General features: G+C 72.4%; 24 protein-coding genes and 1 pseudogene. 14 read left to right on the top strand and 11 right to left on the bottom strand.

The annotated features are described in order from the left end of the window. The first annotated feature begins 142 nt into the window (after positions 1 to 142). From ACIQ8J_RS13255 to ACIQ8J_RS13265, 3 genes are read left to right on the top strand one after another with little or no spacing between them, the layout of a single operon-like run. Positions 143 to 430 (top strand): SHOCT domain-containing protein, encoded by a 288-nt coding sequence (locus ACIQ8J_RS13255; protein WP_403269795.1) that lies wholly within the window; start codon positions 143 to 145, stop codon positions 428 to 430. Continuing rightward, positions 427 to 1,209 (top strand): ABC transporter ATP-binding protein, encoded by a 783-nt coding sequence (locus tag ACIQ8J_RS13260; protein WP_403269792.1) that lies wholly within the window; start codon positions 427 to 429, stop codon positions 1,207 to 1,209. Before ACIQ8J_RS13255 ends, ACIQ8J_RS13260 begins: the two co-directional genes overlap by 4 nt. Continuing rightward, on the top strand, positions 1,206 to 3,761 hold the full coding sequence (locus ACIQ8J_RS13265) for an ABC transporter permease (protein WP_403269789.1): 2,556 nt from the start codon (positions 1,206 to 1,208) through the stop codon (positions 3,759 to 3,761). Before ACIQ8J_RS13260 ends, ACIQ8J_RS13265 begins: the two co-directional genes overlap by 4 nt. Before the next feature lie 22 nt (positions 3,762 to 3,783). Here ACIQ8J_RS13265 and ACIQ8J_RS13270 read toward each other — a convergent pair whose 3' ends face one another. After that, the gene (locus ACIQ8J_RS13270) at positions 3,784 to 4,308 is read right to left on the bottom strand and encodes an ATP-binding protein (protein WP_403269786.1); all 525 of its coding nucleotides are present in this window, start codon (positions 4,306 to 4,308) and stop codon (positions 3,784 to 3,786) included. A gap of 150 nt (positions 4,309 to 4,458) precedes the next feature. Further along, positions 4,459 to 4,785 carry a hypothetical protein gene (locus tag ACIQ8J_RS13275; RefSeq protein ID WP_403269783.1) on the bottom strand — a complete coding sequence of 109 codons (327 nt, stop codon included), beginning with the start codon at positions 4,783 to 4,785 and terminating at the stop codon, positions 4,459 to 4,461. Positions 4,786 to 5,003: 218 nt separating this feature from the next. Here ACIQ8J_RS13275 and ACIQ8J_RS13280 point away from each other — a divergent pair, with 218 nt between their 5' ends. The 3 genes from ACIQ8J_RS13280 (at position 5,004) to ACIQ8J_RS13290 (ending at position 8,838) form a co-directional block, all read left to right on the top strand. Continuing rightward, on the top strand, positions 5,004 to 6,104 hold the full coding sequence (locus ACIQ8J_RS13280; RefSeq protein ID WP_403269780.1) for a PLP-dependent cysteine synthase family protein: 1,101 nt from the start codon (positions 5,004 to 5,006) through the stop codon (positions 6,102 to 6,104). A gap of 61 nt (positions 6,105 to 6,165) precedes the next feature. Then, a complete protein-coding gene (locus tag ACIQ8J_RS13285) occupies positions 6,166 to 7,071 on the top strand; it encodes a universal stress protein (protein ID WP_403269778.1) in 906 nt (301 codons plus the stop codon). Between the two features lie 138 nt (positions 7,072 to 7,209). Further along, on the top strand, positions 7,210 to 8,838 hold the full coding sequence (locus ACIQ8J_RS13290; protein WP_403269775.1) for an FAD-dependent monooxygenase: 1,629 nt from the start codon (positions 7,210 to 7,212) through the stop codon (positions 8,836 to 8,838). A gap of 40 nt (positions 8,839 to 8,878) precedes the next feature. On the opposite strand, the gene ACIQ8J_RS13295 is transcribed toward ACIQ8J_RS13290, so the two are convergent. Together ACIQ8J_RS13295 and ACIQ8J_RS13300 are read right to left on the bottom strand one after the other, a co-directional pair. Further along, positions 8,879 to 9,361, bottom strand: coding sequence for an SRPBCC family protein (locus tag ACIQ8J_RS13295; RefSeq protein WP_403269773.1), 483 nt, complete (start codon positions 9,359 to 9,361; stop codon positions 8,879 to 8,881). Between the two features lie 57 nt (positions 9,362 to 9,418). Beyond that, positions 9,419 to 10,267 (bottom strand): DeoR/GlpR family DNA-binding transcription regulator, encoded by an 849-nt coding sequence (locus ACIQ8J_RS13300; RefSeq protein ID WP_403269771.1) that lies wholly within the window; start codon positions 10,265 to 10,267, stop codon positions 9,419 to 9,421. 195 nt (positions 10,268 to 10,462) lie between these two features. On the opposite strand from ACIQ8J_RS13300, the gene ACIQ8J_RS13305 reads away from it, so the two are divergent. After that, positions 10,463 to 12,799 (top strand): hypothetical protein, encoded by a 2,337-nt coding sequence (locus ACIQ8J_RS13305; RefSeq protein ID WP_403269769.1) that lies wholly within the window; start codon positions 10,463 to 10,465, stop codon positions 12,797 to 12,799. Here ACIQ8J_RS13305 and ACIQ8J_RS13310 read toward each other — a convergent pair. The 4 genes from ACIQ8J_RS13310 to ACIQ8J_RS13325 form a co-directional block, all read right to left on the bottom strand. Beyond that, positions 12,769 to 15,171 carry a right-handed parallel beta-helix repeat-containing protein gene (locus ACIQ8J_RS13310; RefSeq protein ID WP_403269766.1) on the bottom strand — a complete coding sequence of 801 codons (2,403 nt, stop codon included), beginning with the start codon at positions 15,169 to 15,171 and terminating at the stop codon, positions 12,769 to 12,771. The two genes, ACIQ8J_RS13305 and ACIQ8J_RS13310, sit on opposite strands and share 31 nt — an antisense overlap. A gap of 113 nt (positions 15,172 to 15,284) precedes the next feature. After that, the gene (locus ACIQ8J_RS13315; protein ID WP_403269765.1) at positions 15,285 to 15,890 is read right to left on the bottom strand and encodes a hypothetical protein; all 606 of its coding nucleotides are present in this window, start codon (positions 15,888 to 15,890) and stop codon (positions 15,285 to 15,287) included. 138 nt (positions 15,891 to 16,028) lie between these two features. Beyond that, positions 16,029 to 16,862: an MOSC domain-containing protein gene (locus ACIQ8J_RS13320; protein WP_403269762.1), complete on the bottom strand. Its 834-nt coding sequence runs from the start codon at positions 16,860 to 16,862 to the stop codon at positions 16,029 to 16,031. 57 nt (positions 16,863 to 16,919) lie between these two features. Continuing rightward, positions 16,920 to 17,375, bottom strand: a complete 456-nt coding sequence (locus ACIQ8J_RS13325; protein WP_403269759.1) for a DUF6643 family protein — start codon at positions 17,373 to 17,375, stop codon at positions 16,920 to 16,922. Positions 17,376 to 17,619: 244 nt separating this feature from the next. On the opposite strand from ACIQ8J_RS13325, the gene ACIQ8J_RS13330 reads away from it, so the two are divergent. Further along, entirely contained in the window at positions 17,620 to 18,954 is a 1,335-nt protein-coding gene (locus ACIQ8J_RS13330; protein ID WP_403269756.1) for a TerD family protein, read from the top strand. A gap of 35 nt (positions 18,955 to 18,989) precedes the next feature. Here the strand turns inward: ACIQ8J_RS13330 and ACIQ8J_RS13335 are convergent, their stop codons facing one another. Continuing rightward, positions 18,990 to 20,141, bottom strand: a complete 1,152-nt coding sequence (locus tag ACIQ8J_RS13335; protein ID WP_403270481.1) for a glycosyltransferase — start codon at positions 20,139 to 20,141, stop codon at positions 18,990 to 18,992. 104 nt (positions 20,142 to 20,245) lie between these two features. Here ACIQ8J_RS13335 and ACIQ8J_RS13340 point away from each other — a divergent pair, with 104 nt between their 5' ends. The 5 genes and pseudogenes from ACIQ8J_RS13340 to ACIQ8J_RS13360 all read left to right on the top strand — a co-directional run bounded on the left by ACIQ8J_RS13340 (position 20,246) and on the right by ACIQ8J_RS13360 (position 24,351). Further along, positions 20,246 to 21,028, top strand: a complete 783-nt coding sequence (locus tag ACIQ8J_RS13340) for a glutamate racemase (protein ID WP_403269753.1) — start codon at positions 20,246 to 20,248, stop codon at positions 21,026 to 21,028. A 47-nt stretch (positions 21,029 to 21,075) separates the two neighbouring features. Continuing rightward, complete coding sequence (locus tag ACIQ8J_RS13345) at positions 21,076 to 21,663, top strand: hypothetical protein (RefSeq protein WP_403269750.1); 588 nt, start codon at positions 21,076 to 21,078, stop codon at positions 21,661 to 21,663. Between the two features lie 76 nt (positions 21,664 to 21,739). After that, complete coding sequence (lnt, locus tag ACIQ8J_RS13350; RefSeq protein WP_403269747.1) at positions 21,740 to 23,356, top strand: apolipoprotein N-acyltransferase; 1,617 nt, start codon at positions 21,740 to 21,742, stop codon at positions 23,354 to 23,356. A 35-nt stretch (positions 23,357 to 23,391) separates the two neighbouring features. Next, a complete protein-coding gene (locus ACIQ8J_RS13355; RefSeq protein ID WP_403269744.1) occupies positions 23,392 to 23,874 on the top strand; it encodes an NUDIX hydrolase in 483 nt (160 codons plus the stop codon). Positions 23,875 to 23,914: 40 nt separating this feature from the next. Then, positions 23,915 to 24,351: pseudogene (locus tag ACIQ8J_RS13360) on the top strand (SDR family oxidoreductase). Positions 24,352 to 24,442: 91 nt separating this feature from the next. On the opposite strand, the gene ACIQ8J_RS13365 reads toward ACIQ8J_RS13360, so the two are convergent. Beyond that, positions 24,443 to 25,540, bottom strand: a complete 1,098-nt coding sequence (locus ACIQ8J_RS13365) for a mechanosensitive ion channel family protein (protein WP_403269741.1) — start codon at positions 25,538 to 25,540, stop codon at positions 24,443 to 24,445. Between the two features lie 286 nt (positions 25,541 to 25,826). Further along, positions 25,827 to 25,997, bottom strand: coding sequence for a 50S ribosomal protein L32 (gene rpmF / locus ACIQ8J_RS13370; protein WP_403269739.1), 171 nt, complete (start codon positions 25,995 to 25,997; stop codon positions 25,827 to 25,829). A 299-nt stretch (positions 25,998 to 26,296) separates the two neighbouring features. Between rpmF and ACIQ8J_RS13375 the strand changes: the two genes are divergently transcribed. Continuing rightward, a partial coding sequence (locus tag ACIQ8J_RS13375; protein ID WP_403607813.1) for a metal ABC transporter solute-binding protein, Zn/Mn family occupies positions 26,297 to 26,595 on the top strand: 299 nt, incomplete at its 3' end.

Here is a 26,595-nt window from a genome sequence, read left to right on the forward strand (position 1 = left end):
CAGTAACCAGAGCAGTCGCCGAAGTCCGGTCTACTCCCCGTGTGGTACGCGGACTGCCGCTGGCCGTACGACGACCCGGACCCCCTCCCGGCGGGAGGCTCGAAGCATCAACCAACCACCTCCGCCGAGGGAGCTGACCGAGATGAACACCCTGGCCTACGCCGGACCCGGACCCTGGATCCTCTTCGTTCCACTGGTCTGGGCGGCCGTGATCCTCACCGTCGTCACCGTGCTGCGCCGCGCCGGGTGGCGGGGTCGCCGGGGCCCCTGGCGACCGCCCGTGGACGACAGGTCACCCCTCGCCGTGCTCGGTCGCAGGTTCGCCTCCGGCGAGATCGACGAGGAGGAGTACTGGCGCCGGATCTCCGTCCTGGAGGAGCACTTCGGACGTACGGACATCACCGGCACCCGCAAGGGCGGTGCGGCATGACCACCGCCGTCCGCACCGCCTGCGCAGCCCGGGTCGTCGGCGCCGTGAAGGTCTACGGCGCCGGTGACACCGAAGTGAGGGCCCTGGACGGGGTGAGCGTCGGCTTCCACGCCGGACGCTTCACCGCGATCATGGGGCCCTCGGGCTCCGGCAAGTCCACCCTGATGCACTGCGCCGCCGGGCTCGACACCCTCAGCTCCGGCTCCGCCTTCATCGGCGACACCGACCTGAGCGCGCTCGACGACCGCAGGCTGACCCTGCTGCGGCGCGAACGCGTCGGCTTCATCTTCCAGGCGTTCAACCTCGTCCCCACGCTCACCGTCGCCGAGAACATCACGCTGCCCCTCGACCTCGCGGGGCAGTCCGGCGACCGCGAGTGGATCGACGCGCTCATCGACACCGTGGGCCTGCGCGACCGGCTGCACCACCGGCCCGCCGAACTCTCCGGCGGCCAGCAGCAGCGGGTCGCCGTGGCCCGCGCCTTCGCCGGCCGCCCCGACGTCGTCTTCGCGGACGAACCGACCGGAAACCTCGACTCGCGGGCCGGTGAGGAAGTGCTGGGGCTGCTCGGCCGGACCGTCCGCCGGACCGCCCGCACCGTCGTCATGGTCACCCACGACCCGGTCGCCGCCGCTCACGCCGACGAAGTGCTCTTCCTCGCCGACGGCCGCCTCGTCGACCGCATGCCCGACCCCACCGCCGAACGCGTCCTGGACCGCATGCGACTCCTGTCGCAGGGCGACGAAGGCGCCGGCTCCCAAGGAAGGCAGGGGGCATGAACGCCGCGCTGCGCCTCAGCCTCACCTCGCTGCGCTCCCACCGGCGCCGCTTCGCGGGCACCTTCGTCGCCGTCCTGCTCGGCGTCGCCTTCCTCACCGGAACGCTCGTCATGGGCGACACGCTGCGCGCGAGCTTCGACACCCTCTTCACGAGCGCCAACGCCGGTACGGACGCGGTCGTCCGCAGCGCGAACGTGGTCACGGTCTCCGGAGCGGGCCAGGGCACCCGCCGCCCCGTCGACACCTCCCTGGTCACGACGATCCGGAACACCCCCGGTGTGGCGGCCGCGGCCCCCGTCGTGGACGGCTCCGGCCAGCTCGTGGGCGCCGACGGCAAGCCGATCGGCGGCCAGGGCCCGCCCACCCGCGCCGGGAACTGGATCACCGACCCGAAGCTCAACCCGTACCAACTGGCCCAGGGCCGCGCCCCGCAGGCGCCCGGCGAGGTCGTCGTCAACCGGGGCGCCGCCGACAAGGGCGGCCTGAAACTCGGCGACACCACCGTGCTGCGCGCCCCGGACCCGGTCACCGTGCACATCGTCGGCATCGCCACCTTCGGCGGCGAAGACGGCATGGGGCAGGTCACCTACGCCGGAATGACGCTCGCCGACGCCCAGAAGTACCTCACGCCCAAGCCCGGCGAGGCCTCCTCCATCGCGGTGCGCGCGGGCCCCGGCGTCAGTCAGCGGCAGCTCGTCGACCGGCTGACTCCCGTACTTCCCAAGGGAGTTGAGGCCATCGCCGGCCAGGCCGCGTCCGCCGAGACGCTCGACACGGTCGCCGGAACCTTCCTGAACCTCTTCACCACCCTCCTGCTCGTGTTCTCCGGCATCGCACTGCTCGTGGCGACGTTCTCCATCCACAACACCTTCGCCATCGTCGTCGCCCAGCGCACCCGCGAGAACGCCCTGCTGCGCGCCCTGGGCGCCTCCCGCCGGCAGGTCGCCACGTCGACGCTGGCCGAGGCCACGGCCGTCGCGGTCGCCGCGTCCGGCGCCGGGGTGCTCGCCGGGATCGGCATCGCGGCCGGACTCCAGGCGCTCTTCCCGGCCATCGGATTCCCGTTCCCGAACGGGGACTTGGTGATCAGCGGCCTCTCGGTCGTCCTGCCGATCGCCGTCGGCGTCGTGGTCTGCCTCGGCTCGGCGCTGCTGCCCGCCCTGCGGGCCGGCCGCACCGCACCGCTGGCCGCCTTGCGCGAGACGGCCGTCGACCAGTCGGGCACCTCCCGGGCGCGGGCGCTCACCGGCGGCGTCCTGCTGCCCGCCGGCGTGGGCGTCACCCTCGCCGGAGTGCTCGCGGGACCGAACGTACTGCTCGCCGGGGCCGGCGCGGTGCTGACCCTGGCCGCCTTCGTGGTGCTCGGCCCCGTCGTGTCCTCGCGCGCCGTACGCCTCCTCGGCCGCCCGCTCGACACGGCGCGCGGCATCACCGGCGCCCTGGCCCGGCGCAATGCGCTGCGCAACCCCAAGCGCACCGCGGCCACCGCGACCGCGCTGATGATCGGCGTCGCGGTCGTTTCGCTCTTCACCGTGTTCGGCGCCTCGCTGAAGACGACCATGGACCGGACGGTCGCGCGGTCCTTCGCGGGCGATGTCGCCGTCAGCGCACGGTCGTTCGGGGCGGGAGGGGCGGGCATCAGCCCCCGACTGGCGCCCGCGGTCGCGCAGTTGCCCGAGGTGAAGACCGCGGTCGGCCTCGGCAAGGGCGTCGCGGACGTCGACGGCGGCGGGCGCGCCCTGACCGTCACCGACCCGGCGGAGCTCTCGGGCGTACTCGACCTCGGCACGGTCCGGGGATCGCTCGGCGGCCTCGGCGCCAACGGCCTCGCGGTCTCCGCCGACGAGGCGGCCAAGAAGGGCTGGCACCCCGGCTCCACCGCCCAACTCGCCTTCCCCGACGGGCAGAAGCAGACCTTCACCGTCCGCGCGGTGTACGCGCGGAAGGAACTGGCGGGCGACTACCTGCTCACCCGCGAGGCCTGGGCGCCGCACCGGGGCCAGGAGTCCGACACCCTGGTGGCCGTCTCCTTCAAGCCCGGCGTCCCGGTCGCCGACGGCAAGAAGGCGGTCCGGCGGACCGCGGCCCTCTACGGCAACCCGCAGGTCCAGACCCGTGCCGAGTACGCCGCGTCCTCGGCGGGCGGCATCGACATGATGCTCACCCTGGTCTACGCGCTGCTCGCGCTGGCCGTCGTCATCGCACTGCTCGGCATCGCCAACACCCTCACCCTCGCCGTCCACGAACGCACCCGCGAACTGGGCCTGCTGCGCGCGGTCGGCCAGACCAGGGCCCAACTGCGGTCCATGGTCCGCTGGGAGTCGGTGCTCGTCGCCGCGTTCGGCACGGTGGGCGGCCTCGTCCTGGGCGGCTTCCTCGGCTGGGTGCTCGTCAGGGCGTCCGACTCGGCCGGTACCAGCGCGTTCGCGCTGCCGCCGCTCCAACTCGCGGTGGTCGCCCTGGTCGGCCTGGTGGCGGGTGCGGTGGCGGGCTGGCGGCCCGCGCGCCGGGCGGCGCGACTCGACGTACTGCGCGCGATCGCGACCGAATAGCACCGGCTGCGTCCCCGCCCGGTCAGCCCGCGACGGCCGACCGGGTGGCCGCGGTGGTGCGGCCGCGCACCGTGCGCTTGGCCCGGGTGTCGGCGAAAGCCGTGTCCGCCGTCGTGTACAGCGGATAGGCGCGCAGGGCCGCGGCGGGCGAGGGCGCGGCCAGGGTGAACCACACCGTCTTGCCCGCCTCGCCGAGCGGGCGCGCCCCCCAGCTCTCGCTGACGGCGGCGATCAGGGCGAGCCCGCGGCCGTTGGTGGCCAGAGCGTCGGAGTCTCGCAGGGCGGGCAGTCGCGGATCGTGGTCGTGCACGGAGATGGTGAGCCGGTCGAGCAGCAGCTCGATCTCCACGGTGCACATCTTGTCCGGCTTGGCATGCCGGTGGACATTGGTGAGCAACTCGGTGACGCCGAGCGCCGCCTGGTCGATCAGCGGATCGAGATGCCAGTAGCGCAATTGCGCCGAGACGATTCTGCGGACCTGTCCGATCCGCGACGGCAGGGCTTGGAGCTCCACCGTGCACTGCTGCCTGCTGGGCTGGCTGATCACGGTTGCGACTCCCCGAATAGGTCCGGAAGTTGCTGTATGGTCCGGCGGACCTGCTCGGAGCGTCACCGCCGGCAAACCCTCAGTGATGTGACACCAGCGTGACCCAGGGGTTGACAATCCGCAACTCGCATCCCCAGGGCCCCACGCGTTTCAGCCGTGCGCACCGTGCGTCTGACGGATGGCCTGCAGGAATCGCTGAGCCAGTTCGGGACCGCGCGGGCGGCCCGGCTCCTCGCCCATCGTCAGCCGGTAGCGGGTGCCGTTGAGCTTCGCCACCGTCCGGTCCTCCTTGGCCGACCACGGCAGCCAGGGCCGCGTCGCGCTGACCGCGTCGACGGGCGCACTGTCGATCTCCCGCCCGTTGCTGGTGAGCAGGGCGAGCCGGCCGTCCTTGATCAGCACCTGGCCGGCCCGCGTCAGTGAGCGGGTCCACCGCTCGATCCGTACGCCTCTGGCGCTGAACTCGGGTTCCGCCATGACTTCCGGCCCCCTTCACATCGTTCCTGGTGGGCAGTCTGCACAACGTCGAGCCTACGCACCAGAGTGCACGAAGGATCGGGACCCGGCCAGCTCGCTCCCGCCGCCACCAGGCGTCCCACAAGCCACTCCTATGGTTGCCCAAAGGGAACGTTTGTGCAGGTGGGAGCGGTATTGTCGGGTGTGGGGGCGGCACACAAAACCGATCGAGGAGTGGCATGGAAACCATCGACGTGGACCGCAGCGATCCGGATTACCGCGCCTGGCTGAAGGAGGCCGTGCGCAAGGTCCAGGCCGACGCCAACCGCTCCGCCGACACCCATCTCCTGCGCTTCCCGCTGCCCGAGGAGTGGGGAATCGACCTCTACCTCAAGGACGAGTCGACCCACCCCACCGGCAGCCTCAAGCACCGCCTCGCCCGCTCGCTGTTCCTGTACGCCCTGTGCAATGGCTGGATCCGGCCGGGCAAGCCGGTCATCGAGGCGTCCAGCGGCTCCACCGCGGTCTCCGAGGCGTACTTCGCCAAGCTCATCGGCGTGCCGTTCATCGCGGTGATGCCGCGCACCACCAGCCCGGAGAAGTGCCGCCTGATCCAGTTCCACGGCGGCCAGTGCCACTTCGTGGACGACTCGATGAAGATGTACGAGGAGTCCGCCGCCCTCGCCGCCAAGACGGGCGGCCACTACATGGACCAGTTCACCTACGCGGAGCGGGCCACCGACTGGCGCGGCAACAACAACATCGCCGAATCCATCTACCAGCAGCTCACGTTGGAGCGCTATCCCGAGCCCACCTGGATCGTCGCCACAGCCGGCACCGGCGGCACCTCGGCCACCATCGCGCGCTATGTGCACTACATGCAGCACGACACGATGATCTGCGTCCCCGACCCGGAGAACTCCTGTTTCTTCGACGGCTGGACCCGCAACGACCCGCTCGCCACCAGCGACTGCGGATCGCGCATCGAGGGCATCGGCCGGCCCCGCATGGAGCCCAGCTTCGTGCCCGGCGCCATCGACCGGATGATGAAGGTCCCGGACGCGGCGAGCGTCGCCGCCGTACGCGCCCTGGAACAGGCCATCGGCCGCAAGGCGGGCGGCTCCACCGGAACCGGCCTGTGGAGCGCGCTCAGGATCGTCGCGGAAATGGTCGCCGAGGGCCGCACCGGCAGCATCGTCACCCTGCTCTGCGACCCGGGCGACCGCTACCTCGACAAGTACTACTCGGACGCCTGGCTCGCCGAACAGGGCCTGGACATCGCCCCGTACGCCGCCACGCTCGACGCCTTTCTGGCCACCGGGGTGTGGCCCGCGCGCTGACCCGGCCCGCCCGGGACCTTCTGCCCGTGCGGCGCACGGTCGCGCGTGCCAGGGTGAAGTCATGGACACGCGCCCGGTAGTTGTCGCCGTAGACGGATCGGAGCACAGCCTGAGGGCCCTGGAGTGGGCCATTCCCACCGCCCTCAGAATGGCCGCCGACCTGGTGATCGCCCATGTGCTGCCCGACACCACACAGCTCTGGCTGGCCCGCAGGTCCGCGCTCGGCCCGGGTCCTGCGCTCACCGACCCGGTGACCGACCGGATCCGCACGGCGCTGTCCGGACGCGACGGACTGCCCTCGGTGCGGTACGACTCGCTGGAGGGCGAGGTGCCCGACGCGCTGCACGCGCTGGGCGCCGAGGCCCGGCTGCTGGTGATGGGCTCGCGCGGCCGCGGCGGCTTCGCCAGTCTGCTGCTCGGCTCCAACAGCCTGGCCGTGGCCACCCGGGCGCTGTGTCCCGTGGTGGTCGTGCCGCCGCTGGCCCGCACCGGCGAGGACGAGCGGACGACGGGCCGGGTGGTGCTCGGGCTCAACCTGGCCGACACCGCGGACGACGTGATCGAGTTCGCCTTCGACCAGGCCGGGACCCGGGGCGTGCCGCTCCAGGTGATCTCGGCCTACCCGACGCCGGCCCCGGCGGCCCTGCTGGTGGCGGGCGAGTTCCCGCCGACCAGCCTCGACCCCGACGAGTACGGACCCGTCGAGAAGGACGCGCGGCGCGAGCAGACCGAGCGGCTGCGCCCCTTCCAGGAACGCTTCGCGGGGGTCGAGGTGGACGCCGTGGTCGCGCCCGCCGATGCCGCCGGGCATCTCGTGGACGCCTCGGCCTCGGCCGCGCTGATCGTCGTCGGCCGGCACCGGCGGCGGCTGAAGCCCGGCTCGCTCCTGATGGGCTCGGTGGCCCACGCGGTGCTGCACCATGCGCAGTGCCCGGTGGCCGTGGTACCGGTCCGCCCGGCCGACTGACCCCCCACGGCTCACTGGCCTGCCAACTGCCGCTGTGGCAGGCGGTGTTGGCCGAATCGTGCCGTTGGTCCGGAGCTCGCCGTGGACTGTACCGTCGTACGGTAACGAAGATCCGCGCAGCGCCACGGGGGAGCCGTCATGCCATCTGTACTGATCGTCGGCGGGGGACTGGTCGGTCTGACCGCCGCGCTGTGCCTGGAGTACCACGGGGTCGACTACGTCCTTGCGGAACGCAACGCCGAGCCGACCGTCCTTCCCCGGTCGCGCGGCATGCACACCCGCGCCGTGGAGATCTTCCGGCAGATCGGCGTCGAGGACGCCGTGCAGGGCGCCAGCGCGACCGCCCTGAAGACGGGCAAGTTCGGCGGCGCGCGCACCGGCCGGAGCATCGCGGACTCCGAGGCGCTCGACCTCGGCCACGTCCTCGCGACGGGCGCCATGGTCGGCTCGGACGAAAGCCCCTGCGCCTTCTGCTTCTGCCCCCAGGTGCTGCTCGAACCGGTCCTGCGCGAACTGGCCGAACAGCGCGGCGGCGACATCCGCTTCGGCACCGAACTGACGGGCTTCACCCAGGACGACAGCCAGGTCACGGCCACCCTGACGGACCACGCCTCGGGCCGCACCAGCACCCTGCGCGCCGACTACCTCCTCGCGGCCGACGGCGGCGGCAGCCCCCTGCGCACCGCACTGGGCATCACCAGCACCACCCGCCCCGCCACCCACCACTACCTCAACCTCTACTTCCGCGCCGATCTCACCGACCTGGTGCGCGACCGCACGTTCAGCCAGTGCGAGATCGCCGGCCCCGAGGTGTCCGGCCGCTTCCTGGCCAAGAACAACACCGACGAATGGTCCTTCCACCTCGCCTACGACCCGGAGCGCGAGAGCCCCCGCGACTACCCCGACGAGCGATGCCTCGCCCTGCTGCGCACCGCCATCGGCGCGAGCGACCCCGGGCTGCGCATCGAATTGCTCGCCCGCGGCGCCTGGGACACCGGCACCGCGGTCGCCGACGCCTACCGCAGCGGCCGGATCTTCCTCGCCGGGGACGCCGCCCACCGGCACGCCCCCTGGGGCGGCTTCGGCGCCAACACGGGCATCGCCGATGTGCACAACCTGGCGTGGAAGCTCGCCGCCGTGCTGCGCGGAGAAGCGCCGGCGGCGCTCCTGGACACCTATGAGCCCGAGCGCCGCCCGCGCGGCCTGCTCGTCGCCGAACAGGCCTGGCTGCGCACCGACTTCCGCGCCATGTACGCCATCCGTACGCCGGGAAACGCCGAGGCACTGGACCGCCAGCGGAGCACCGGCGAGATCATGACCCGCTACCGGTACGAGTCCACCGGCATCCACGGCGCCCCGGCGGCGGACGCGGTGGACGCGCTCGCGGGCCAGACCGGCACCCGCGCCCCGCACCTGTGGCTCGAACGCGCCGGCCGGCGCCTGTCCACCCTCGACCTGTTCGGGCCCGGGTTCACCCTGCTCACGGGCGGGGACGCGGAGGCGGGCGCGGCCTGGGCCGACGCGGCCAAGGCGCTACCGGTGACGGTGCATCACATCCTCGGCGTCCCGGCCGATTCGGCCACCGGCGACGGGAATCTTCGGGACCCGGCGGGCGCCTGGCCCGCCGTGGCCGGACTGCCGTCGCAGGGCGCGCTGCTGGTCCGACCGGACGGCTTCGTCGCCGCCCGGTCCGATACGGGGCTCACGCCGGACACGCTCCACGACATCTGGCGGTCCGTCACTGGGCATGAATACAGCCTCAGTTGAGGCCTGTCCCCGGGACGGCCGGCATCCACCTGATGCAGAGTCAGGCGGCCGCCGCGTCCGACAGCCGCCGGTCCAGCTTGCGCATCGCGCCCTTGAAGGACTGCCCGACCCCGGGCCGCGCAAGCCGCATGACCAGACGGAACAGCGTCGGCCCCTGGCTCGCCATCGTCCAGCGCACCAGCGTCCCGGAGCCGGACGGTACGAGCCGCCACTCCTCCAACAGGGCCGCCACACCCGGGGTGTTGGTCTCGTCCACCCGGTAGACATAGCGCTCGCCCGGGTCGGCCGCCACGATCGTCTCGCGGAAGAACACCCCGCCCCGCAGCCTGACCTCCCGCCCGGCCCCGCCGTCCAGCGGCCGGGCCCCGGTCACCGCCGAGAACCAGGAGGGCATGTCGGACACCTCCTCGGCGAGCGCGCGGTAGACGGCGCCGGGCCCGGCGGACACCCGGGCGGTGAACACCAGGCGCACCGGCGCCGACTCGGCGAAGCCGAGTTCCACGGACCTGAGTCGGCGAGCCATGACGCATACCTCCTGGCGGTCGGGTGCGAGCGCCCGCACACCTTAACTGGCGTACCGTCAGATGTCTGCGGCGTCCCCGTTGTCCGGGACCTCGCCCGCCACCACGAGGTCCTGGAGGTGCTCGGTCATCTCCTCGCGGGCCCGGTCCGAGAGACCCGCGTCCGTCACCAGCGAGTCGACCTGGTCCAGCGAGGCGAACGAACTCAGCCCCACCGTCCCCCACTTGGTGTGGTCCGCGATCACCACGACCCGCCGCGCCGAGTGCACGAACCGGCGATTGGTCTCCGCCTCGGCGAGATTGGGCGTGGAAAGTCCCGCCTCCACCGAGATGCCGTGCACCCCGATGAACAGCACGTCGAAGTGGAGCGAACGGATCGCCGCGTCGGCGACCGGCCCCACCAGCGTGTCGGAGAGCGTCCGCACCCCGCCCGTCAGGACCACCGTCGCCGCCCCCGGACGCGGAGCGGACCCGGCGGGCGGACGCTGGGCGGCGTGGAACACATCGGCGACCTGCACCGAGTTGGTCACCACCGTCAGCTCCGGAACGTCCACCAACTGCTGGGCCAGGGCGTACGCCGTCGTACCGCCCGCCAGCGCGATGGCACTGCCCGGCACGGCCATCCTGGCTGCCTCGCGGGCGATGTCCTGCTTGGCGCTCAGCTCCAGCGTCGACTTGGCCTCGAAGCCCGGCTCGTGCGCCGTGGCCTCCGCGACCGGCACCGCACCGCCGTGCACCTTCTCGATGACGCCCTGGCGCGCCAGCGCGTCCAGGTCCCGCCGGACCGTCATGTCCGACACATTCAGCTTCCGGGTGAGCTCGTTGACCCGGACCCCACCGCGCCGCCTGACCTCGTCGAGGATCAGCGCGCGACGCTGCTCCGCGAGCAGATTCTGGTTGTCGCTCACTGCCGGGCCGGTCCCTTCCACATCGTCGAACACATTCGCCGGGCACACACACCCGCGCCCCCCGGTGTACGGGAACCCCATCCTGTCACGGGGAGATTCCGTGAGGGCACTGCGCTCCGGCGTCCCGATCGGAGACCCTGATGTCCCGAGCCACCCGCGCCGCCGATCCCGCCACCACGAGAGCGAGCCGCAGAAGTGTCCCGTGCCACACCCGCCGTCCAGGCCGGTGCCGCCCCCGTCGAGGGCGGCGCGCTCGCCCTCGAACTGCTGGTCCACGGTGTCGGGGGCACCACACCGCAGAAGATGCTGGGCGACCCGCGCACAGTGCGCGTCACCGGCGACGACACGGCCGCGATCCACCGGCGCACCCAGGACGTCGACGCCGAGGCTCACCCCGAGCGCTACCGCGACCAGCCGGTGCCCGAGGCGTACGTCTGGTGCAACCTGACCTCCGGAAACAGCGCCCGCGCCCTGTGGCTGCTCCTGCTGCCGTTCATGGTGGTCAACCTCGCGCACTGGATGCGGCCGCCCGCCAAGGACCCGCCCTGGGCGATCCGGCTGTACGGGGCGCTGGTGCGGCTCGTCGCGCTCAGCCTCACCGTGCTGCTCGTGGCCGCCGCCTGCGAGGTCGCCCTCGACCTCACCGCCTGGCAGTGCGGCGGCTCGGCCGGCTGCTCGGGCTCATGGGACTGGCTCGGCTTCGCCTCGGTCGCCCACCACGGCTGGTGGTCCCAGCCCGGCCGCCGCCTCGCCCTCGCGGCCCTCGCCCCCGCCGGCCTGACCGCACTGCTCTGGTACCTCTCCAACCGCACCTGGAGCGCCTACGAGTCCCAGCAGCCGCTGAACGCCGACCCGGCCGCCGGCCCCGGCGAAGCCGACGGGCCCGCCTTCGGGCGGCCCGGATTCTGGTACGGCAGGCGCCTGGTGGCCCGGCTGCGCGCCGCGCACACCGCCGCCGGGTTCCTGACCGCCGCCGCGGGAGTGACGGCCGCGGCCGCCCGCTACGACCGCGCCGCCACCAGCGCCGTCTTCGAGACACTCGGCCTGCTCCTGGAGTCAACTCTCGCCATCGCCGGGGTGGTTGTGGTCTGGGTGGTGTGCCGCCGCGGACGTACCGAATCCCATCTCGACGAACAGCTCGACCGCGCCGTCACCGCCTGGCTCCCCGCGTCCTCGCTCGCCCTGCTCGCCCTCGCCATGCTGTACGCGGCCTGGGACCGCTCCGACTGGGTGTCGACCGGAACGCTGCCCGGCGACCGCGCCTTCGGCTTCCTCACCCTCGCCCAGGGTGTGCTGGTGATCGCGCTCGCCGCCGTGGCCCGGTACCTGCGGCGCCGCGCGCCCGGTGAGCGCACCGCCCTGCGCGGACTCGGCGGCCCCGCCGTCGCCATGCTCGCCTGCGCCCTGGGCGGGGTGATGACCGGCGGCGTCGCCCAGCGGGCCGCGGCCTGGGTGGACCGCGGCGCCGCCCCCGGCATGAACCGCTCGGCCTTCAAAGGGCCGCCACCGCTGCTGACTTGGCAGGCCTCGGTGATCCCCGCCCTCCTGGCCCTGCTCGTCCCCGTCGTGCTGTTCTTCGCCGTACGCACCTGGCGCACCGCCTGGGCCGACGCACCCCGCGTCGTGGCCGACTACCCGGGCGAGCGCCCCGACACCGCCCGCAGCCGCCAGATCGCCGCCGCCCGCGCGATGGCCGGGCTCACCGACCGCACACCGGTCTTCCTCGGCATCGTCTCCGGCGCGTCGCTGCTGCTGGGCGCGGCCGCGCTCGCCGGGGCCTGGTGGGCCGGCGAGGTGCCGGACAGGGCGGCCGCCGGCGGCCCGTCGGCGATCGCCTGCGCCGCCGGCATCGCCCAGTCGCTCGGCTCCTGGTGCACCGGCTTCGGCTTCCTGCTCTTCGTCACCTGGAGCCGGCGCGCCTACAAGGACGCCGCGGCCCGCCGCACCATCGGCATCCTGTGGGACGTCGGCACCTTCTGGCCGCGCGCCGCACACCCCTTCGCGCCGCCCTGCTACGCCGAACGGGCCGTGCCGGACCTCGCCTGGCGGATGAACACCTGGACCGAGCGGACCGGCGGCCGCCTCGTGATCTCCGGCCACTCGCAGGGCAGCGTGCTGGCCGCGGCCGCCGTCTGGCAACTGCCCGCCGCCACCCGGCGCCGGGTCGCCCTGCTCACGTACGGCTGCCCGGTGGAGCGGCTGTACGGACGCTGGTTCCCCACGTACTTCGGACCCGCGCCGCTCCAGGGACTCCACGAGGAGGTGCACTGCTGGCGGAACCTGTGGCGCGCCACCGACCCCATCGGCGGCCCGGTCCTGGCGGGCGACGGCATCGACCGGGGCCCGCTGCTCGACCCGCTCGCCTACGGGCGTACCACCGAACATCCGCTGCCCGCACCGATCCTGGGCCACTCCGACTACCAGGCCGACCCGGAGTTCGCCCGCGAACGTGCCCTGCTGCTGGCCGAGTTGGCGATGGCCTTGCCGAACCAGCGGGCGGATCAGGGCAGTTCGGGCAGGTCCTCCGGATAGAGCAGGGTCAGATCGTCGGTGCTGGCATCGGCCAGCTGCGCGACCCGCCCCGCATGCCGCTCCACCATCGACTCGAAGGTCTGGCGCGCGGTACGCCCGTTGCCGAACGCCGCGCCCCTGGGCAGCACCGTGAAGTACTTCAGGAGCGACTCCGCGGTGCCGGAGCCGAGCCGGTACTCGTGCTCGTCGGCCTGCTGCTCCACGATGCGGAGCAGCTCCTCGGCCGAGTAGTCCGAGAACCTGATGGTGCGTGAAAAGCGGGACGCCACACCGGGGTTGATGCTCAGGAAGCGCTCCATCTCCGCCGTGTATCCGGCGACGATGACCACGACCGCATCGCGGTGGTCCTCCATCAGCTTCACCAGCGTGTCGATGGCCTCCCGCCCGAAGTCGCGGCCCGAGTCCTCGGGGGACAGGGCGTACGCCTCGTCGATGAACAGCACTCCGCCGCGCGCCCGGTCGAAGGCCTCCTGGGTGCGGATCGCGGTGGAACCGATGTGCTCGCCGACCAGGTCGACACGGGACACCTCGACCAGATGGCCGCGCTCCAGGACGCCGAGGGAGGCCAGGATCTCCCCGTACAGGCGGGCCACCGTGGTCTTTCCGGTGCCGGGGGAGCCGGTGAAGACCAGATGGCGGCGGACCGAGGCCGCCTTGAGGCCCGCCTGCTGCCGCTTGCGGCCGACCTCGATCATGTCGGTGAGCGCCCGCACCTCACGCTTGACGCTCTCCAGGCCCACCAGCGTGTCCAGTTCACCGAGCACGGCCCCCGAACCGCGCGCGGGCCCGGCCGCCGGGGCGTCGGCCTGAGGCTCGGCGGCGCGCTGGTCAGGGACGGCGGAGAGCAGCCCCATGGTCTGCGTCGCGGTCTGCACGGCGGGCGGCTCGGCGGCACCGGACTTCAACCCGCTCTCGTCACTGGTGCAGTCCTCGACGACCGCGCCGTCCTCCGAGAACTCGTAACCCCCGCGCGCACAGCGCTCGGTGCGGCAGCGCGTCAGCGTCGTACGGCAGCCGTCGATCACGTGGAAGCCGAAGCCGCCGCTGCCCGTCACCCGGCAGCCGTGGAAGGTGCCCCGGCCCTCGGCGGAGACGTAGAAACCGGCCTCGGCGGGCGAGGTGACCGTGACCCGCTCGATGCGCGGATCGGCGCCCTTGGTGACGATGACACCGGTCTGGGCGCCGTCGATGGTGCAGCCCGCGAGCGTGCCGCCACTGCCGTGGTCGCGGAACCAGGCGCCGGTGGACGCCTCCCTGATGCGGCAGTCGTCGAGCTGCGCGGTGGCGCCGTCGCTCACCGACACCGCGGTGTTGCGCACCTGGGTGAGATCGCTGTCCACCACATCGGCGCGCGAGCCCCGGTCGAGCACGAAGATCGCGTCCGGTACGTCATGGACGCGGCAGCCTTCGAGCACCGCGGTCGCGCCGTCGCTGACCCACACCGCCGGATAGTCGCCCGTACTGTCGTGGATCTCGCACTGGTTGGCGTCCACCCGGGTGCCCGGGTCCCACACCGACAGGCCGTTGCGCCCGAAACGGCGGACCTTGGTGCGGGTCAGTGTGAGCACCGAACGCGAACGCAGGTCGACCGCGTTCTCCGGGATGTCGTGGATGTCGCAGTCGGCGAGGGTGAGCACCGCGTCCGTGTCGAGGGTGATGCCGTCGGCCGAAGTCCGGTGCACCGTGCAGTCGGTGAGGTGGGCACCGGCGCGCGAGGCGATCTGCACCCCGGCGCCCTTGATCTCGTACACCTCGCAGCCGAGCGCCTCAAGACCGCTGCCCTCACCGCTGACCGAGAGCCCGGCACCGCTGGAGTGGTGCACCCGGCAGCGCTCCAGGCGGGGATGGGCGCCCCCGTGCACCGAGACCCCGGACTGCCCGGCCGCCACGACCTCGCACTCCTCGAACACGCCGCCCGCGCCGTCGAGTACGCCGATGCCGACGCCGCCCGGATTGTCCACGGTGCAGCGCCGCACCGTGGGCCGCGCACCGCCCCGCACCTCGATGCCGACCGCGGAGCGGGTCACCACCCGCAGATCGACGAGCTCCGGCGCGCCGTCCTCGACGAGCAGCGCGGGCGCGGCCGCGTCCTGACCCTCCAGGTACAGGTCCCGCACGGTCGCCGAGGCGCGCACGGTCAGCGGCACCCCGTCGGCCGGCGCGATGCGGACCGAGCCGACCGTGCCCTCGGGGCCGCGCAGCGTCACGGAGCGGCGCAGCACCAGATTCTCCCGGTAGGTGCCCGGGGCGACGGTGAGGACGTCGCCGTCGCCCGCGGCCTCCAGGGCCGCGGCCAGAGAGGCGTACTCACCCGTGCGGCGGCGCCACCTCGACGTGCCGGTGTGCGTCACCTGGACCGTGCCCTGAGCCATGGCGCTGCCGTGCCCCCACCTCGTACCCGCGACCTCGCACACACCTCGACCGCGACCTCGTATGTGCGACTGATGGTCCACCGTAGCGCGCGCGGGGCCGGTGAGTTGACCGGTCAGCTGCCCGCGCCGGTGCGGCCCCAGTCCGGACCGTACCGGGCCCACGCCCGGTCCAGTCGCTCATACCGACGGCGTATCAGCCGCCATACGATCAGCCACCGGACGCCCTCGATGAATCCGGCGGCCGCCGCGGCGGCGCAGATCCCCGAGAACACCGCGTGCGTATCGGCCGCGGCCAGGTCCATCGGCCGGGGCACCGGGCTCCCGTGGTCGTCGGTCCATATCCGGAACGTGGCGCCGGCCGCCGGCGAACGCAGCGGCGCAGTCACCGTTCCCGTATGCCAACTGCCGTCGCCCGCGGTCCAGTTGGCCACCACTCTGGTGCGGCTGACGCGGCCCACCGAACCGTCGGGCTCGGGCACCTTGGCCCTTTGCTCGGCCGGGCGCACCACCACGGCCGAGGCCAGATGCCGGTGCAGGCGCTGCTCGGCGGCCGACTGCCGCAGCTCTGTGTCCGTGAGCGCACCGCAGAGCACACCCACCGTCGGCGCGACGAGCACCATGAGTACGAGCGCCGCCAGCGCCAGCCAGGCCTCCGCGAAGTCGGTCCGACGGCGCAGCGGGTTGCGCCGCCAACGCCACACGCCCCGTACGGCTCGCACGCGCTCCGCACCCCCTTCCGCCTCCGTGCCGGTCCCGGCGGGACGGCAAGGGCCGAATGGCGCGAACAGGGTCCTGATCCACCCGGCTGACCTGTCCAACGCACCCGCCACCCACAGGAGTTCCCACCCGGCGCAGAGCTATGCGAGCACCTTCATCGGGTCGCCGGTGCGGATGACGCCGGTGTGCTCCGGGACCAGCAGGACGCCGAAGGCCAGCGAACCGCCGATGAGGCGGTGCCGGGCGAGGGTGCGCAGCGGCTCCTTGCCGCGCTCCGCGGTGCCCTGGTCGGTGGTGGTGATGACGCACCGGCCGCAGGGCTTGGCGACCCGGAAGGAGACCTCGCCGACCGAGATCCGCGACCAGGCGTCCTCGGCCCACGCCCCGGTCCCGTCGAGCACCACATTGGGCCGGAACCGGTTCATCGGCAGGGGGCCCTCGCCGGGGTCGTCGCCGCGCGCGATCAGCGAGTTGAGGGCGTCGAGCGAGGCCAGCGTGGTGACCAGGAGCGGAAACCCGTCGGCGAAGCTCACCGTCTCGCCGGGCAGCGCGTACTCGGGGTTGATGGGCCTGCGGTGCGCCGGGTCGTCCAGGTGCATCAGGCGGACCTCGGCGCCGAGATACTCACTGAACCACTCGTGCGCCCGCTCGGCGGCGGTCACCGCCTTGAACTTCTGCCCGAACAGCGTGACACCGACGGCCGCCATCGGGTCCGGCGGCTCGACGGCCAGATCCTCCCGGCCGGGCGCGGACAGCCGTATCCCGCCGCCCGGCAGTGTGGCGGCACTGCTCAAGGCCAGCTCGGGCCGCTCGCGTTGCGTGACGGCCGTTCCGTGTGCGTCGACCAGCATCCAGCGGCGGTCCCCGGCAAGCCCCCACGGCTCGACCGCCGCTTGTGCTGTCGCATGTCCCCCGACCGACTTGACGGGATGGATATTGATCCCGTGTACGACTGCATCAAGTCCAGTGCTCATGCACTCATCCTGCCAGCCGCCTCGGACAGTTGTCCGGGCGGCCGGATCCCGCCTTGATCAGTACCCGGTGCCCTGATAGGGCCGGTTGTACGGATCCTCGTACTGCGCGGGCATCGGCCGGGGCGCGGCGGGCCGCATGGCCTCGTACCCGGTGCCGGGCACCGGACGCTGCGGCATGCCCTGCTGCCCCTGGTAGCCGCGCGGCGCCGAGGGCTGCTGCGGGATGTACGGGGCGGGCGCGTGCTGCAGCGGCATCGGCTGCTGCATCATCTGCTGCTGGTACCCGTACGACGAGGCGTACGAGTTCTGCTGCGAGGGGGCGGCCGGCAGGGCGGGGAGTGCCGACGGAAGCGCCGGCAGATGGTGGCTGCCGGTGTCGTAGAGGGAAGGCACCCGGATCGGGGCGATCTGGGGCGTACCCCGTTCTGCGACGAGGGAGTCGTAGATGGGGGTGTCCGGGAAGAACGGCGCGGAGTAGTAACCGCCGCCATAGGTGGAGCGGGGGGAGGTCATGGCACATAAGTTAAGCCCACGATGTGGTCGTTGGGGAGCCCGATAAGAGGGTTGTTTTGCGTGTTCGGAGTGGCTGGGCATCACTAATGCGAGCGAACGTGGGAAAATCGGTCGCGACGGGGCGTTGAGATCGTGTAAAGGGCAAGGTCGTGGGGGGTTACCGGCAGGTGGCCGGGGGAGGTGCCCGGGGGTCGACGGGGCGTTAGGTTGACGATGCAGAATTCTTCCGGCACCGCGAGGCGTGATGGGGGCGAGCATGTCCATGCTTAAAGGAGCCAATGTTCCGGTGCCGGCGCACTCGGTACGCGTCGAACTGGCCTGGCGGCCCGGCCCAGGCGTCCCGGACGTCGACGCCTCCGCGCTGCTGCTGGCCGGCGGCCGGGTCCGCTCCGACGCGGACTTCGTCTTCTACAACCAGCCCGCGCACTCCTCCGGCGCCGTACGCCACGAAGGAAAGCGGCCCGGACCCGACGCGGTGACGGACACGCTGTTCGTCGACCTCGCGCAGGTGGAACCGGTCGTCGAGCGCGTGGTGCTCGCCGCCTCCGCCGACGGGGGAGCCTTCGGCCGGGTCCCGGGGCTGAACATCCGCGTCCTGGACGCGGTCACCGGGGCGGAGCTCGCCCGCTTCGACAGCCAGGACGCCACCGTCGAGACCGCCTTCATCCTGGGCGAGCTCTACCGGCGCCAGGGCGCCTGGAAGTTCCGCGCGGTCGGCCAGGGCTACGACAGCGGACTCGAAGGCCTGGCAACCGACTTCGGCATCACCGTCGACAAGCCGCAGCAGACCCCCGCCGCGCCCGCCCGAACCGCCTTCAACTCCCCACCCGCACCCTCTGCCCCACCCGCCTTCAACCCGCCGCCCGCGCCCGCGCAGCCCGCGCCGACCGTCCAGATTCCGACGCCCCCGTTGACACCGCCATTGACACCCCCGTCACCCGTGCGCCTCTCGAAAGTCACCCTCACGAAGGAGGCGCCCAGGGTCTCGCTCGCCAAACAGGGCGGCACCTCGGGCGCGATGCGGGTGAATCTCAACTGGGAAGTGCGCAAGCAATTCAGCGGCTGGGGAGCCAAGTTGGGGCGCGCCGTCGCCAACCACACCGATCTCGACCTCGACCTGTGCGCCCTGTACGAGCTCGCCGACGGCCGCAAGGGCGTCGTCCAGGCCCTGGGCAACGCCTTCGGCGCGCTCCACCAGCCCCCGTACATCCACCTCGACGGCGACGACCGCACCGGCGCCGTCGAATCGGGCGAGAACATCACCGTCAATCTCGACCAGAAGGACAAGTTCCGCCGGCTGCTGATCTTCGTCACCATCTACGAGGGCGCCAGCAGCTTCGCCGATCTGCACGCCACGGTGACCCTCCAGCCGCAGTTCGGCGCACCGATCGAGTTCTTCCTCGACGAATGCACCGTCCCCTCCACGGTCTGCGCGCTCGCCCTCATCACCAACAACGGCGGCGACCTGGTGGTCCAGCGCGAGGCCCGCTATCTGGTGCCCGCGCGCGGGGTCAGCCCGCAGCGCACCATCGACCAGGCCTACGGCTGGGGCATGAACTGGACGCCCGGCCGCAAGTGAGGGCCTGCGTCTGAACCCCTGGATCCGAACCCGCTTCAGGGCTGGTCGGGGGCGGTCTCGGGCCGGGCGTAGGTGCGGCCCTTCCAGGCCGCGCCCCGGCCGCGGTAGTGCTGCACGGCGGAGTCCACCGTCATCAGCAGGTACAGCAGCGCCGTGAACGGCAGCGCCGGGGCGAGCGCGAGCGGCTGGCGGTAGTAGCGGAGCATCGGCAGATACGTCCCCGTCATGACCAGCCAGGCGAGCCCGCCCGCCCATGCCGCCCCCGCGCTGCCCGCGGCCAGGCCCGCGACGAACGTGACCGGCGGCGCCAGATAGACGAGCGCGAGGCCCGCGACCGTGCCGAGCAGCAGCGGCGGGCTGTGCCGCAACTGCGCGTACGCGCTGCGGGAGACCATCCGCCACAGGTCCGCGAGGTGCGGATAGGGGCGCACGCTGGTCACGCCGTCCGCGAGGCCCAGCCAGACCCGCCCGCCCGACTTGCGCACCGCGCGGGCCACGGACACGTCGTCGATCACCGCCTGGCGCACCGCATCCGGAATCCGCGCCCTTTGCGCCGCCTCCGTACGCAGGAGCACGCAACCACCCGCCGCGGCCGTCGCGCGGGCCCGTCGGGCATTGATCCAGCGGAACGGATACAGCTGCGCGAAGAAGTAGACGAAAGCCGGCACGATCAGCCGCTCCCAGCCGCTCGCCACCCGCAGCCGCGCCATCTGCGAGACCAGGTCGAAGCCGCCGCCGCGAGCCGCCGCGACCAGCTTCCGCAGGCTGTCCGGCTCATGTGCGATGTCGGCATCGGTGAGCAGGAGGTACTCCGGGCCGCGCACCCGCGCGAGAGCCATGCCCTGACGCAGCGCCCACAGCTTCCCGGTCCAGCCCGCCTCCGGCTCACCGGGCGACACGACCGTCAGCGGCAGCCCCTCGTGCCGCTCCGCGAGCGACAGCGCGAGCTCACCGGTGCCGTCCGAGCTCCCGTCGTCCACCAGGTAGATCTCCGCGCGGCCCGGATAGTCCTGGGCGAGCAGCGAGGGAAGGCTCTGCGACAGCACTTCCGCCTCGTCACGGGCCGGTACCACCACAGCGACATCCGGCCAATGTGCGAGGTCCACATGCGGCGGCAGCCGCTGGTCGGTACGCCAGAAGAGACCCTGCCCGAGCAGCAGCCAGAGCCAGACGACCAGGGACACCAGGGCGATCCATACGAGGGCGCTCACCCGCCGCAGTCTGCCCCAGTTCCCGTGCTCCACACGGGACCTCGGGCGGATTCCCCGGGGCCGTCGACTATGGTGACCGGGTGAAGATCGCGCTCATGGACTCCGGAATCGGGCTGCTCGCCGCGGCCGCCGCAGTGCGCCGGCTGCGCCCCGACGCCGAACTCGTGATCTCGTCCGACCCGGACGGCATGCCGTGGGGCCCGCGTACCCCCGACAGCGTCACCGAGCGCGCGCTCGCCGTGGCCAGGGCCGCGGCAGCCCTGGAACCGGACGCCCTGATCATCGCCTGCAACACCGCCTCGGTGCACGCGCTGCCCGCGATCCGCGCCGCCCTGGAACCGGCGATCCCCGTGATCGGCACCGTGCCCGCGATCAAACCGGCCGCGGCCACCGGCGGCCCCTTCGCCATCTGGGCGACCCCCGCCACCACCGGCAGCCCCTACCAGCGCGGGCTCATCCGCGAATTCGCCGACGGCGTGCCCGTCACCGAGGTGCCCTGCCCCGGCCTCGCCGAAGCCGTGGAGCACGCCGACGACACCGCGATCGACCTGGCGATCGCCGCGGCCGCCGCCCTCACCCCGCCCGAGGTAAGGACCGTCGTCCTGGGCTGCACCCATTACGAGCTGGTGGCCGAACGCATCCGTACGGCCCTGCGCTCCGACGGCGGCCCGCTCACCTTCTTCGGCAGCGCCGAACCCGTCGCCGCCCAAGGACTGCGCCGGGCCAAAATCGCCCCCGCGCCCGAAGCCGCCCAGGTCGGAGGCCTGACCGTGCTGCTCAGCGGACGCCCGGGAGAGCTGCCCGACGTCGCCCTCGCCTACCCCGAAGGACGCCTGCTACAGGCTGTCAGCCCCGCTCACTGAGCGCCCAGCGGCTGCCACCGCAGCGGAATCTGAGTACGCTGCTCACCATGAGGGAACCGTCCCCGGAGTACCCCACGCCCCCCGAGTCCCGCGACGGATCCGGCACCGCCGAGCAGCCGCCCGAGGTCTGGACCGGCAGTGCCACCAACCGTGTGCAGTGGCTGCTCGCGGCCGGAGGCGCGGCCTGCATCGCCCTCGGCGTCGAGCTGGCCGTGGACTCGACGTGGACCTCGGGCATCGCGCCGCTGCTGATGTCCGTCGTCGGCTGCGTGGCGGCAGGACTCCTCGTGATCTTCGGGACCCTCGCCTTCGTCCACGTGGCGGTCAAGGTCGACAGCGACTGCCTGGAAGTGCGCTGCGGCCACATCGGACTGCCGCGCCGCGTCATCCCCCTCGACCATGTGGTCGGCGCCGATTTCGCACCCCGGGTCACCCCGCGCCAGTGGGGCGGCTGGGGCTACCGCTGGCGGCCCGAGATGGGCACCGCCGTGGTCGTACGCCGGGGCGAGGGCGTGGTGCTCAGGCTCGGCGACGGACGCGTCTTCACGGTCACCGTCGACGACGCCGAAGCGGCGGTCCGCGTCATCCGCGACCGGCTGCGCCTGCTCAGCACCGGCAAGCCCATCGGGGCCTGACCGTACGCGCTGCGCCCGGCAGTGGCCGCAGGACCGGACTCCCCTCCGCACAGCCGGCCACCGTAGACTCCGCCGGGTGAGCACCACCGAAACCCCCACAACCGAGCCAGAACAGCTCGGACCGCAGCCTGCCGCACCCTCGCGGCTGCGGGGACTGCTGAACCGTCTCGCCCGGCCCGCGGTGGCCGCGCTCGGTGGGGTGCTCCTGTATCTGAGCTTCCCGCCCAGGCCCCTGTGGTGGCTGGCGCTGCCCGCGTTCGCCGTCTTCGGCTGGGCGCTCCGCGGCCGGACCTGGAAGGCCGGCCTCGGCCTCGGCTACCTCTTCGGCCTCGGATTCCTGCTCCCGCTCCTCGTGTGGACCGGTGTGGAGGTCGGCCCCGGGCCCTGGCTCGGGCTCGCCGCGATCGAGGCCCTGTTCGTCGGCGCGGCCGGCGCGGGCATCGCCGTGGTCTCCAGGCTTCCGCTGTGGCCGGTGTGGGCGGCCGCCCTGTGGGTCGCCTCCGAGGCGGCCCGCGCGCGGTTCCCGTTCGGCGGCTTCCCCTGGGGCAAGGTCGCCTTCGGCCAGGCCGACGGGACCTTCCTGCCGCTCGCCGCCCTGGGCGGCACGCCCGTCCTCGGCTTCGCCGTGGTGCTGTGCGGCTTCGGACTGTACGAGTGCGTCCGGCAGGCGGCCCGGCGGCGGCGCACCGGGAACGTCCGCAAGGGTGCGGCTGCGGCCGCCCTGCTCATGGTCCTGGTGCCGGTCGCCGCGTCGTTCGGCGCCCGCGGCCTGGTCAGCGACTCCGCCGAGGACGGCACCGCCACCGTCGCCGTGATCCAGGGCAATGTGCCCCGCCTCGGCCTCGACTTCAACTCCCAGCGCCGGGCCGTGCTCGACTACCACGTACGGGAGACACTGCGGCTCGCCGACAAGGTGAAGGCCGGGAAGGAGCCCCAGCCCGACTTCGTGCTGTGGCCGGAGAACTCCTCCGACGTCGACCCCTTCGTGGACGACGCGGCCCGCGCCGCCATCGACCAGGCCGCGAAGACCATAGGCGCACCGATCTCGGTGGGCGCGGTCGTCGGCGGCTACGGTACGAAGCTCTACAACGAGCAGGTCCAGTGGGACCCGAAGCTGGGGCCCGTCGCGACGTACGACAAGCGGCAGATCCAGCCGTTCGGCGAGTACATCCCGCTGCGCGGTCTCATCCGCACCTTCGCCCCCGGCTACACCTCCATGGTCCGCGAGGACTTCAACCGGGGGACCAAGCCGGGCCTGTTCACCATGGCCGGCACCAAGGTCGGCTTCGCCACCTGCTACGAGGCCGCCTTCGACTGGGCCGTGCGCGACACCGTCACCGCGGGCGCCCAGCTGATCTCCGTGCCGAGCAACAACGCCACCTTCGACCGCAGCGAGATGACCTACCAGCAGCTCGCCATGTCACGCGTCCGCGCCGTGGAGCACAGCAGGACCGTGGCGGTTCCCGTCACCAGCGGGGTCAGTGCCGTGATCATGCCCGACGGCCAGGTCGTGAAGAAGACCGCGATGTTCACCCCGGACTCGCTCGTCGCCAAGGTGCCGCTGCGCTCCTCGCAGACCCCCGCGACCCGGCTCGGCACGCTGCCCGAGTGGGCGCTCGTCGCTGCCGCCGCCGCGGGCCTTGCCTGGGCGGTCAACCGGTCCGTGCGGACCCGGCGCGCAACCGAGGACTGAACGGCCGGTTCCGGACGGGCCGTTAGGGTCGGGGCATGGCAACTCCTGACTTCATTCGAGACATCCGGGCCGTCGCCGGGCACCAGCTGCTCCTGCTGCCGGGTGTGAGTGCGATCGTCTTCGACGACGAGGGCCGGGTCCTGCTCGGCCGGCGGGCCGACAACGGCCAGTGGTCGACCATCGGCGGCATCCCCGAGCCGGGGGAGGAGCCCGCCGACACCGCGGTCCGCGAGGTGTACGAGGAGACCGGCGTACGGTGCGTCGCCGAGCGGGTGGTGCTGGTCGAAGCCGCGAGCCAGAGCACCACCTACCCCAACGGCGACGTGTGCCAGTTCATGGACATCACCTTCCGCTGCCGGGCCACCGGCGGCGAGGCCCGCGTCAACGACGACGAGTCGCTCGAAGTGGGCTGGTTCGCCATGGACGGCCTGCCGAAACTCAGCGAGTTCGCCCTGTTCCGCATCAAGCAGGCGCAGTCGGACAGCCCCACATGGTTCAAGCCCAGCACCGTGGTGTGAACCGTGGGTGGGGAGGGACACCCCGCCTAGAGTCAGGTACATGACCGCTTCCCCCGCGCCCCTCCCGCACTCCGGGACCGTCGACCTGACAGACCGCACCGCGCTGGTCACCGGCGCCGCGGGCGGCATCGGCCGGGCCTGCGCGCTGCGGCTCGCCGCGGCCGGAGCCCAGGTCAGGGCGGTGGACCGGAACGCGCCGGGTCTCCAAGAGCTCACCGACCGGGCCGCCGGCCTCACCGGCACCGTGCAACCCCTGGTTCTCGATCTGACCGACCTCGACGCCGCCGAAGAGGCGGCGGCGCACGGCATCCCGCAGGGGAGCGGGTCCTCACCGAGGTGCTCCTCAAGGACTCGGCGCTCAAGCGGCTGGTCGAGCCGTACGAAGTAGCCGAAGCGGTCGCCTATCTCTGCACTCCGCAGGCGTCGTTCATCACCGGCGCCTCGCTCGCCCTCGACGGCGGCTGGACCGCACACTGAGCGCCGGCGCGCTGGAGATCCAACCGGCCCTGCGGCTCCATGCGGTGGCGCCCGCCATGACGCCTTGAGGGACGAGGTGGCCCGGTGGCCCTCAGCGCTGGTTGTCCGCCGGCGCGGAAGGCGGGGCCTCGCGCTGGTGCGGGAACGGGGGCGGCTCCGGCGGATCCTGCTGGAGGGAGACGGTCCGCGTGGGGGCGGGGATCGAGATGCCCTCCGCCCGGTAGCGCTGATGCAGGCGCTTGATGAACTCGTGCTTGATCCGGTACTGGTTGCTGAACTCGCCGACCCCCAGGATCACCGTGAAGTTGATCCTGGAGTCCGCGAACGTGTGGAAGCGGACGGCGGCCTCATGGCCGGGCAGCGCGCCCGCGATGTCGGCCGTCACACTGTCGACGACCTCCAGGGTCACCCGCTCGACGTGTTCGAGGTCGCTGTCGTAGCCGACCCCCACCTGCACCATGATCGACAACCCCTGTTCCGGGCGGCTGTAGTTGGTCATGTTGGTGCGGGCGAGGCGGCCGTTGGGGATGATCACGAGGTTGTTCGACAGGTTACGCACCACCGTGTTGCGCCAGTTGATGTCGACCACATAGCCCTCCTCGCCGCTGCTGAGCCGGATGTAGTCACCGGGCTGCACCGTCTTCGACGCGAGGATGTGCACGCCCGCGAAGAGGTTGGCGAGGGTGTCCTGGAGGGCCAGGGCAACGGCGAGGCCGCCCACTCCGAGCGCGGTGAGCAGCGGAGCGATCGACACGCCCACGGTTTCCAGGGCGACGAGGACGCCCATCGCGACCACCACGACCCGCGTGATGTTCACGAAGATCGTGGCCGAGCCGGCGACTCCGGTCCGGGAATGCGCCAGGGACTGTACGAGTCCGGTGACCACCCGGGCCGCGGTGAAGGTGGTGATGAGGATGAAAAGGGCGGTCAGTGAATGGTCGGCGATGCCCGCGACCCGCGCGGTGAGGGGCAGCGCCGAGGCCGCCACGGCGGTGCCCGCGATGACGGCCGCCCAGGGAGCGATGGTGCGCAGCGCATCGACGATGACGTCGTCCCCGCTCCACCGCGTCCTGCGCGCGTGCTTGCCCAGCCAGCGCAGGAGGATGCGCAGGAGCAGTCCGGCCGCGGTGCCCGCAGCTACCGCGGTGGCGGCCACCAGCCAGTCGTGCAGGACGAGACCCCGGTTCAACGGACACCCGCCGAGCGGCGAAGGGCCGGGGGCCGAGCGAGGGGCGCCGTCGCTCGCCGTATGGGGTGTGTCGTCACCTTGTCACCTGTCAGGTCGCTTTGCGTGGAGCCTCGTTCGGGCGTGAGTACGCACGTGGAACGGGCTGCCATCCTGCCCCATCGGCACAGCGTCGTCGCAGGTGGGCCGGTGTCATGCCGCTGCGGCGCGGCAGGCGCCCGCCGCGCCGCGGAACCCGGAAAGCGCCGTGACCGGCTGTCGGGCGCCAGTGGCCGCGCCCGTCGTCGTTTCAGCCCTCCGGACGGATGAGCCCGCGCTCGTACGCCTTCGCCAGGCGCTGCGGCACCCGGTAGACCGAGCCGTCGACCGTGATCGGTACCAGCTGGGGTGTGGTCGCCTTCCACTGGGCGCGGCGGTGGCGGGTGTTGGAGCGGGACATCTTGCGCTTGGGAACGGCCATGGGAGCAGACCTCCGTCGTCGGTATGAGAGGGCACAGCCTATATTGGTAATGGATCCCATTGTCAATAAGCCCCCTGGTCGGGGGTTCGGCCGCCTCTGGCCGAACCCTCAGCCCGGCCCGGCTTGCGCCGTCGCCCCCCGGGCGGGGCTGGCAGACGTCAAGAGTTGGTGATGATTTCCACCTGGGATGGTCGCAGGTATGGGTGTGACAATCGTTTTCATCTAACGTGGCCGGTGTCCCGCTCTGCCGGGCCCTGCCTCTGCGCGGGTCCACCGGTCTGTCGAGGAGAACCACCGTCATGCGTACCGCCATATCCAGCCATGCCCAGAATCGAATCCGAACTGCCGCTGGCAGTACGGCAGTTGCCGTGCTGCTCGTCGCGCTGAGCGCCTGCTCCACCTCGTCGGGGACGAGCGGGACCAAGGGGGCCGCGAGCCCGGCCGACGGCAAGGGCGGCTCGGCCCCGCTCCATGTAGTGGCGGCGGAGAACTTCTGGGGCAGCGTCGCCCAGCAGCTCGGTGGCGACCACGCTCAGGTGAAGAGCATCATCAGCAATCCCGACGCCGACCCGCACGCCTACGAGCCGACCGCCGTCGA

The sequence above is a fragment of the Streptomyces sp. NPDC094147 genome (genome assembly GCF_044764265.1).
In the GTDB taxonomy this organism is placed as follows: Bacteria; Actinomycetota; Actinomycetes; order Streptomycetales; family Streptomycetaceae; genus Streptomyces.

Excerpts from the sequence above, each read along its gene's own strand:
- ACIQ8J_RS13255 (WP_403269795.1), top strand. The coding sequence starts at position 143 with ATGAACACCCTGGCCTACGCCGGACCCGGACCCTGGATCCTCTTCGTT.
- ACIQ8J_RS13260 (WP_403269792.1), top strand. The coding sequence starts at position 427 with ATGACCACCGCCGTCCGCACCGCCTGCGCAGCCCGGGTCGTCGGCGCC.
- ACIQ8J_RS13265 (WP_403269789.1), top strand. The coding sequence starts at position 1,206 with ATGAACGCCGCGCTGCGCCTCAGCCTCACCTCGCTGCGCTCCCACCGG.
- ACIQ8J_RS13275 (WP_403269783.1), bottom strand. The coding sequence starts at position 4,785 with ATGGCGGAACCCGAGTTCAGCGCCAGAGGCGTACGGATCGAGCGGTGG.
- ACIQ8J_RS13280 (WP_403269780.1), top strand. The coding sequence starts at position 5,004 with ATGGAAACCATCGACGTGGACCGCAGCGATCCGGATTACCGCGCCTGG.
- ACIQ8J_RS13285 (WP_403269778.1), top strand. The coding sequence starts at position 6,166 with ATGGACACGCGCCCGGTAGTTGTCGCCGTAGACGGATCGGAGCACAGC.
- ACIQ8J_RS13290 (WP_403269775.1), top strand. The coding sequence starts at position 7,210 with ATGCCATCTGTACTGATCGTCGGCGGGGGACTGGTCGGTCTGACCGCC.
- ACIQ8J_RS13295 (WP_403269773.1), bottom strand. The coding sequence starts at position 9,361 with ATGGCTCGCCGACTCAGGTCCGTGGAACTCGGCTTCGCCGAGTCGGCG.
- ACIQ8J_RS13310 (WP_403269766.1), bottom strand. The coding sequence starts at position 15,171 with ATGGCTCAGGGCACGGTCCAGGTGACGCACACCGGCACGTCGAGGTGG.
- ACIQ8J_RS13320 (WP_403269762.1), bottom strand. The coding sequence starts at position 16,862 with ATGAGCACTGGACTTGATGCAGTCGTACACGGGATCAATATCCATCCC.
- ACIQ8J_RS13325 (WP_403269759.1), bottom strand. The coding sequence starts at position 17,375 with ATGACCTCCCCCCGCTCCACCTATGGCGGCGGTTACTACTCCGCGCCG.
- ACIQ8J_RS13330 (WP_403269756.1), top strand. The coding sequence starts at position 17,620 with ATGGGGGCGAGCATGTCCATGCTTAAAGGAGCCAATGTTCCGGTGCCG.
- ACIQ8J_RS13345 (WP_403269750.1), top strand. The coding sequence starts at position 21,076 with ATGAGGGAACCGTCCCCGGAGTACCCCACGCCCCCCGAGTCCCGCGAC.
- ACIQ8J_RS13355 (WP_403269744.1), top strand. The coding sequence starts at position 23,392 with ATGGCAACTCCTGACTTCATTCGAGACATCCGGGCCGTCGCCGGGCAC.
- rpmF (WP_403269739.1), bottom strand. The coding sequence starts at position 25,997 with ATGGCCGTTCCCAAGCGCAAGATGTCCCGCTCCAACACCCGCCACCGC.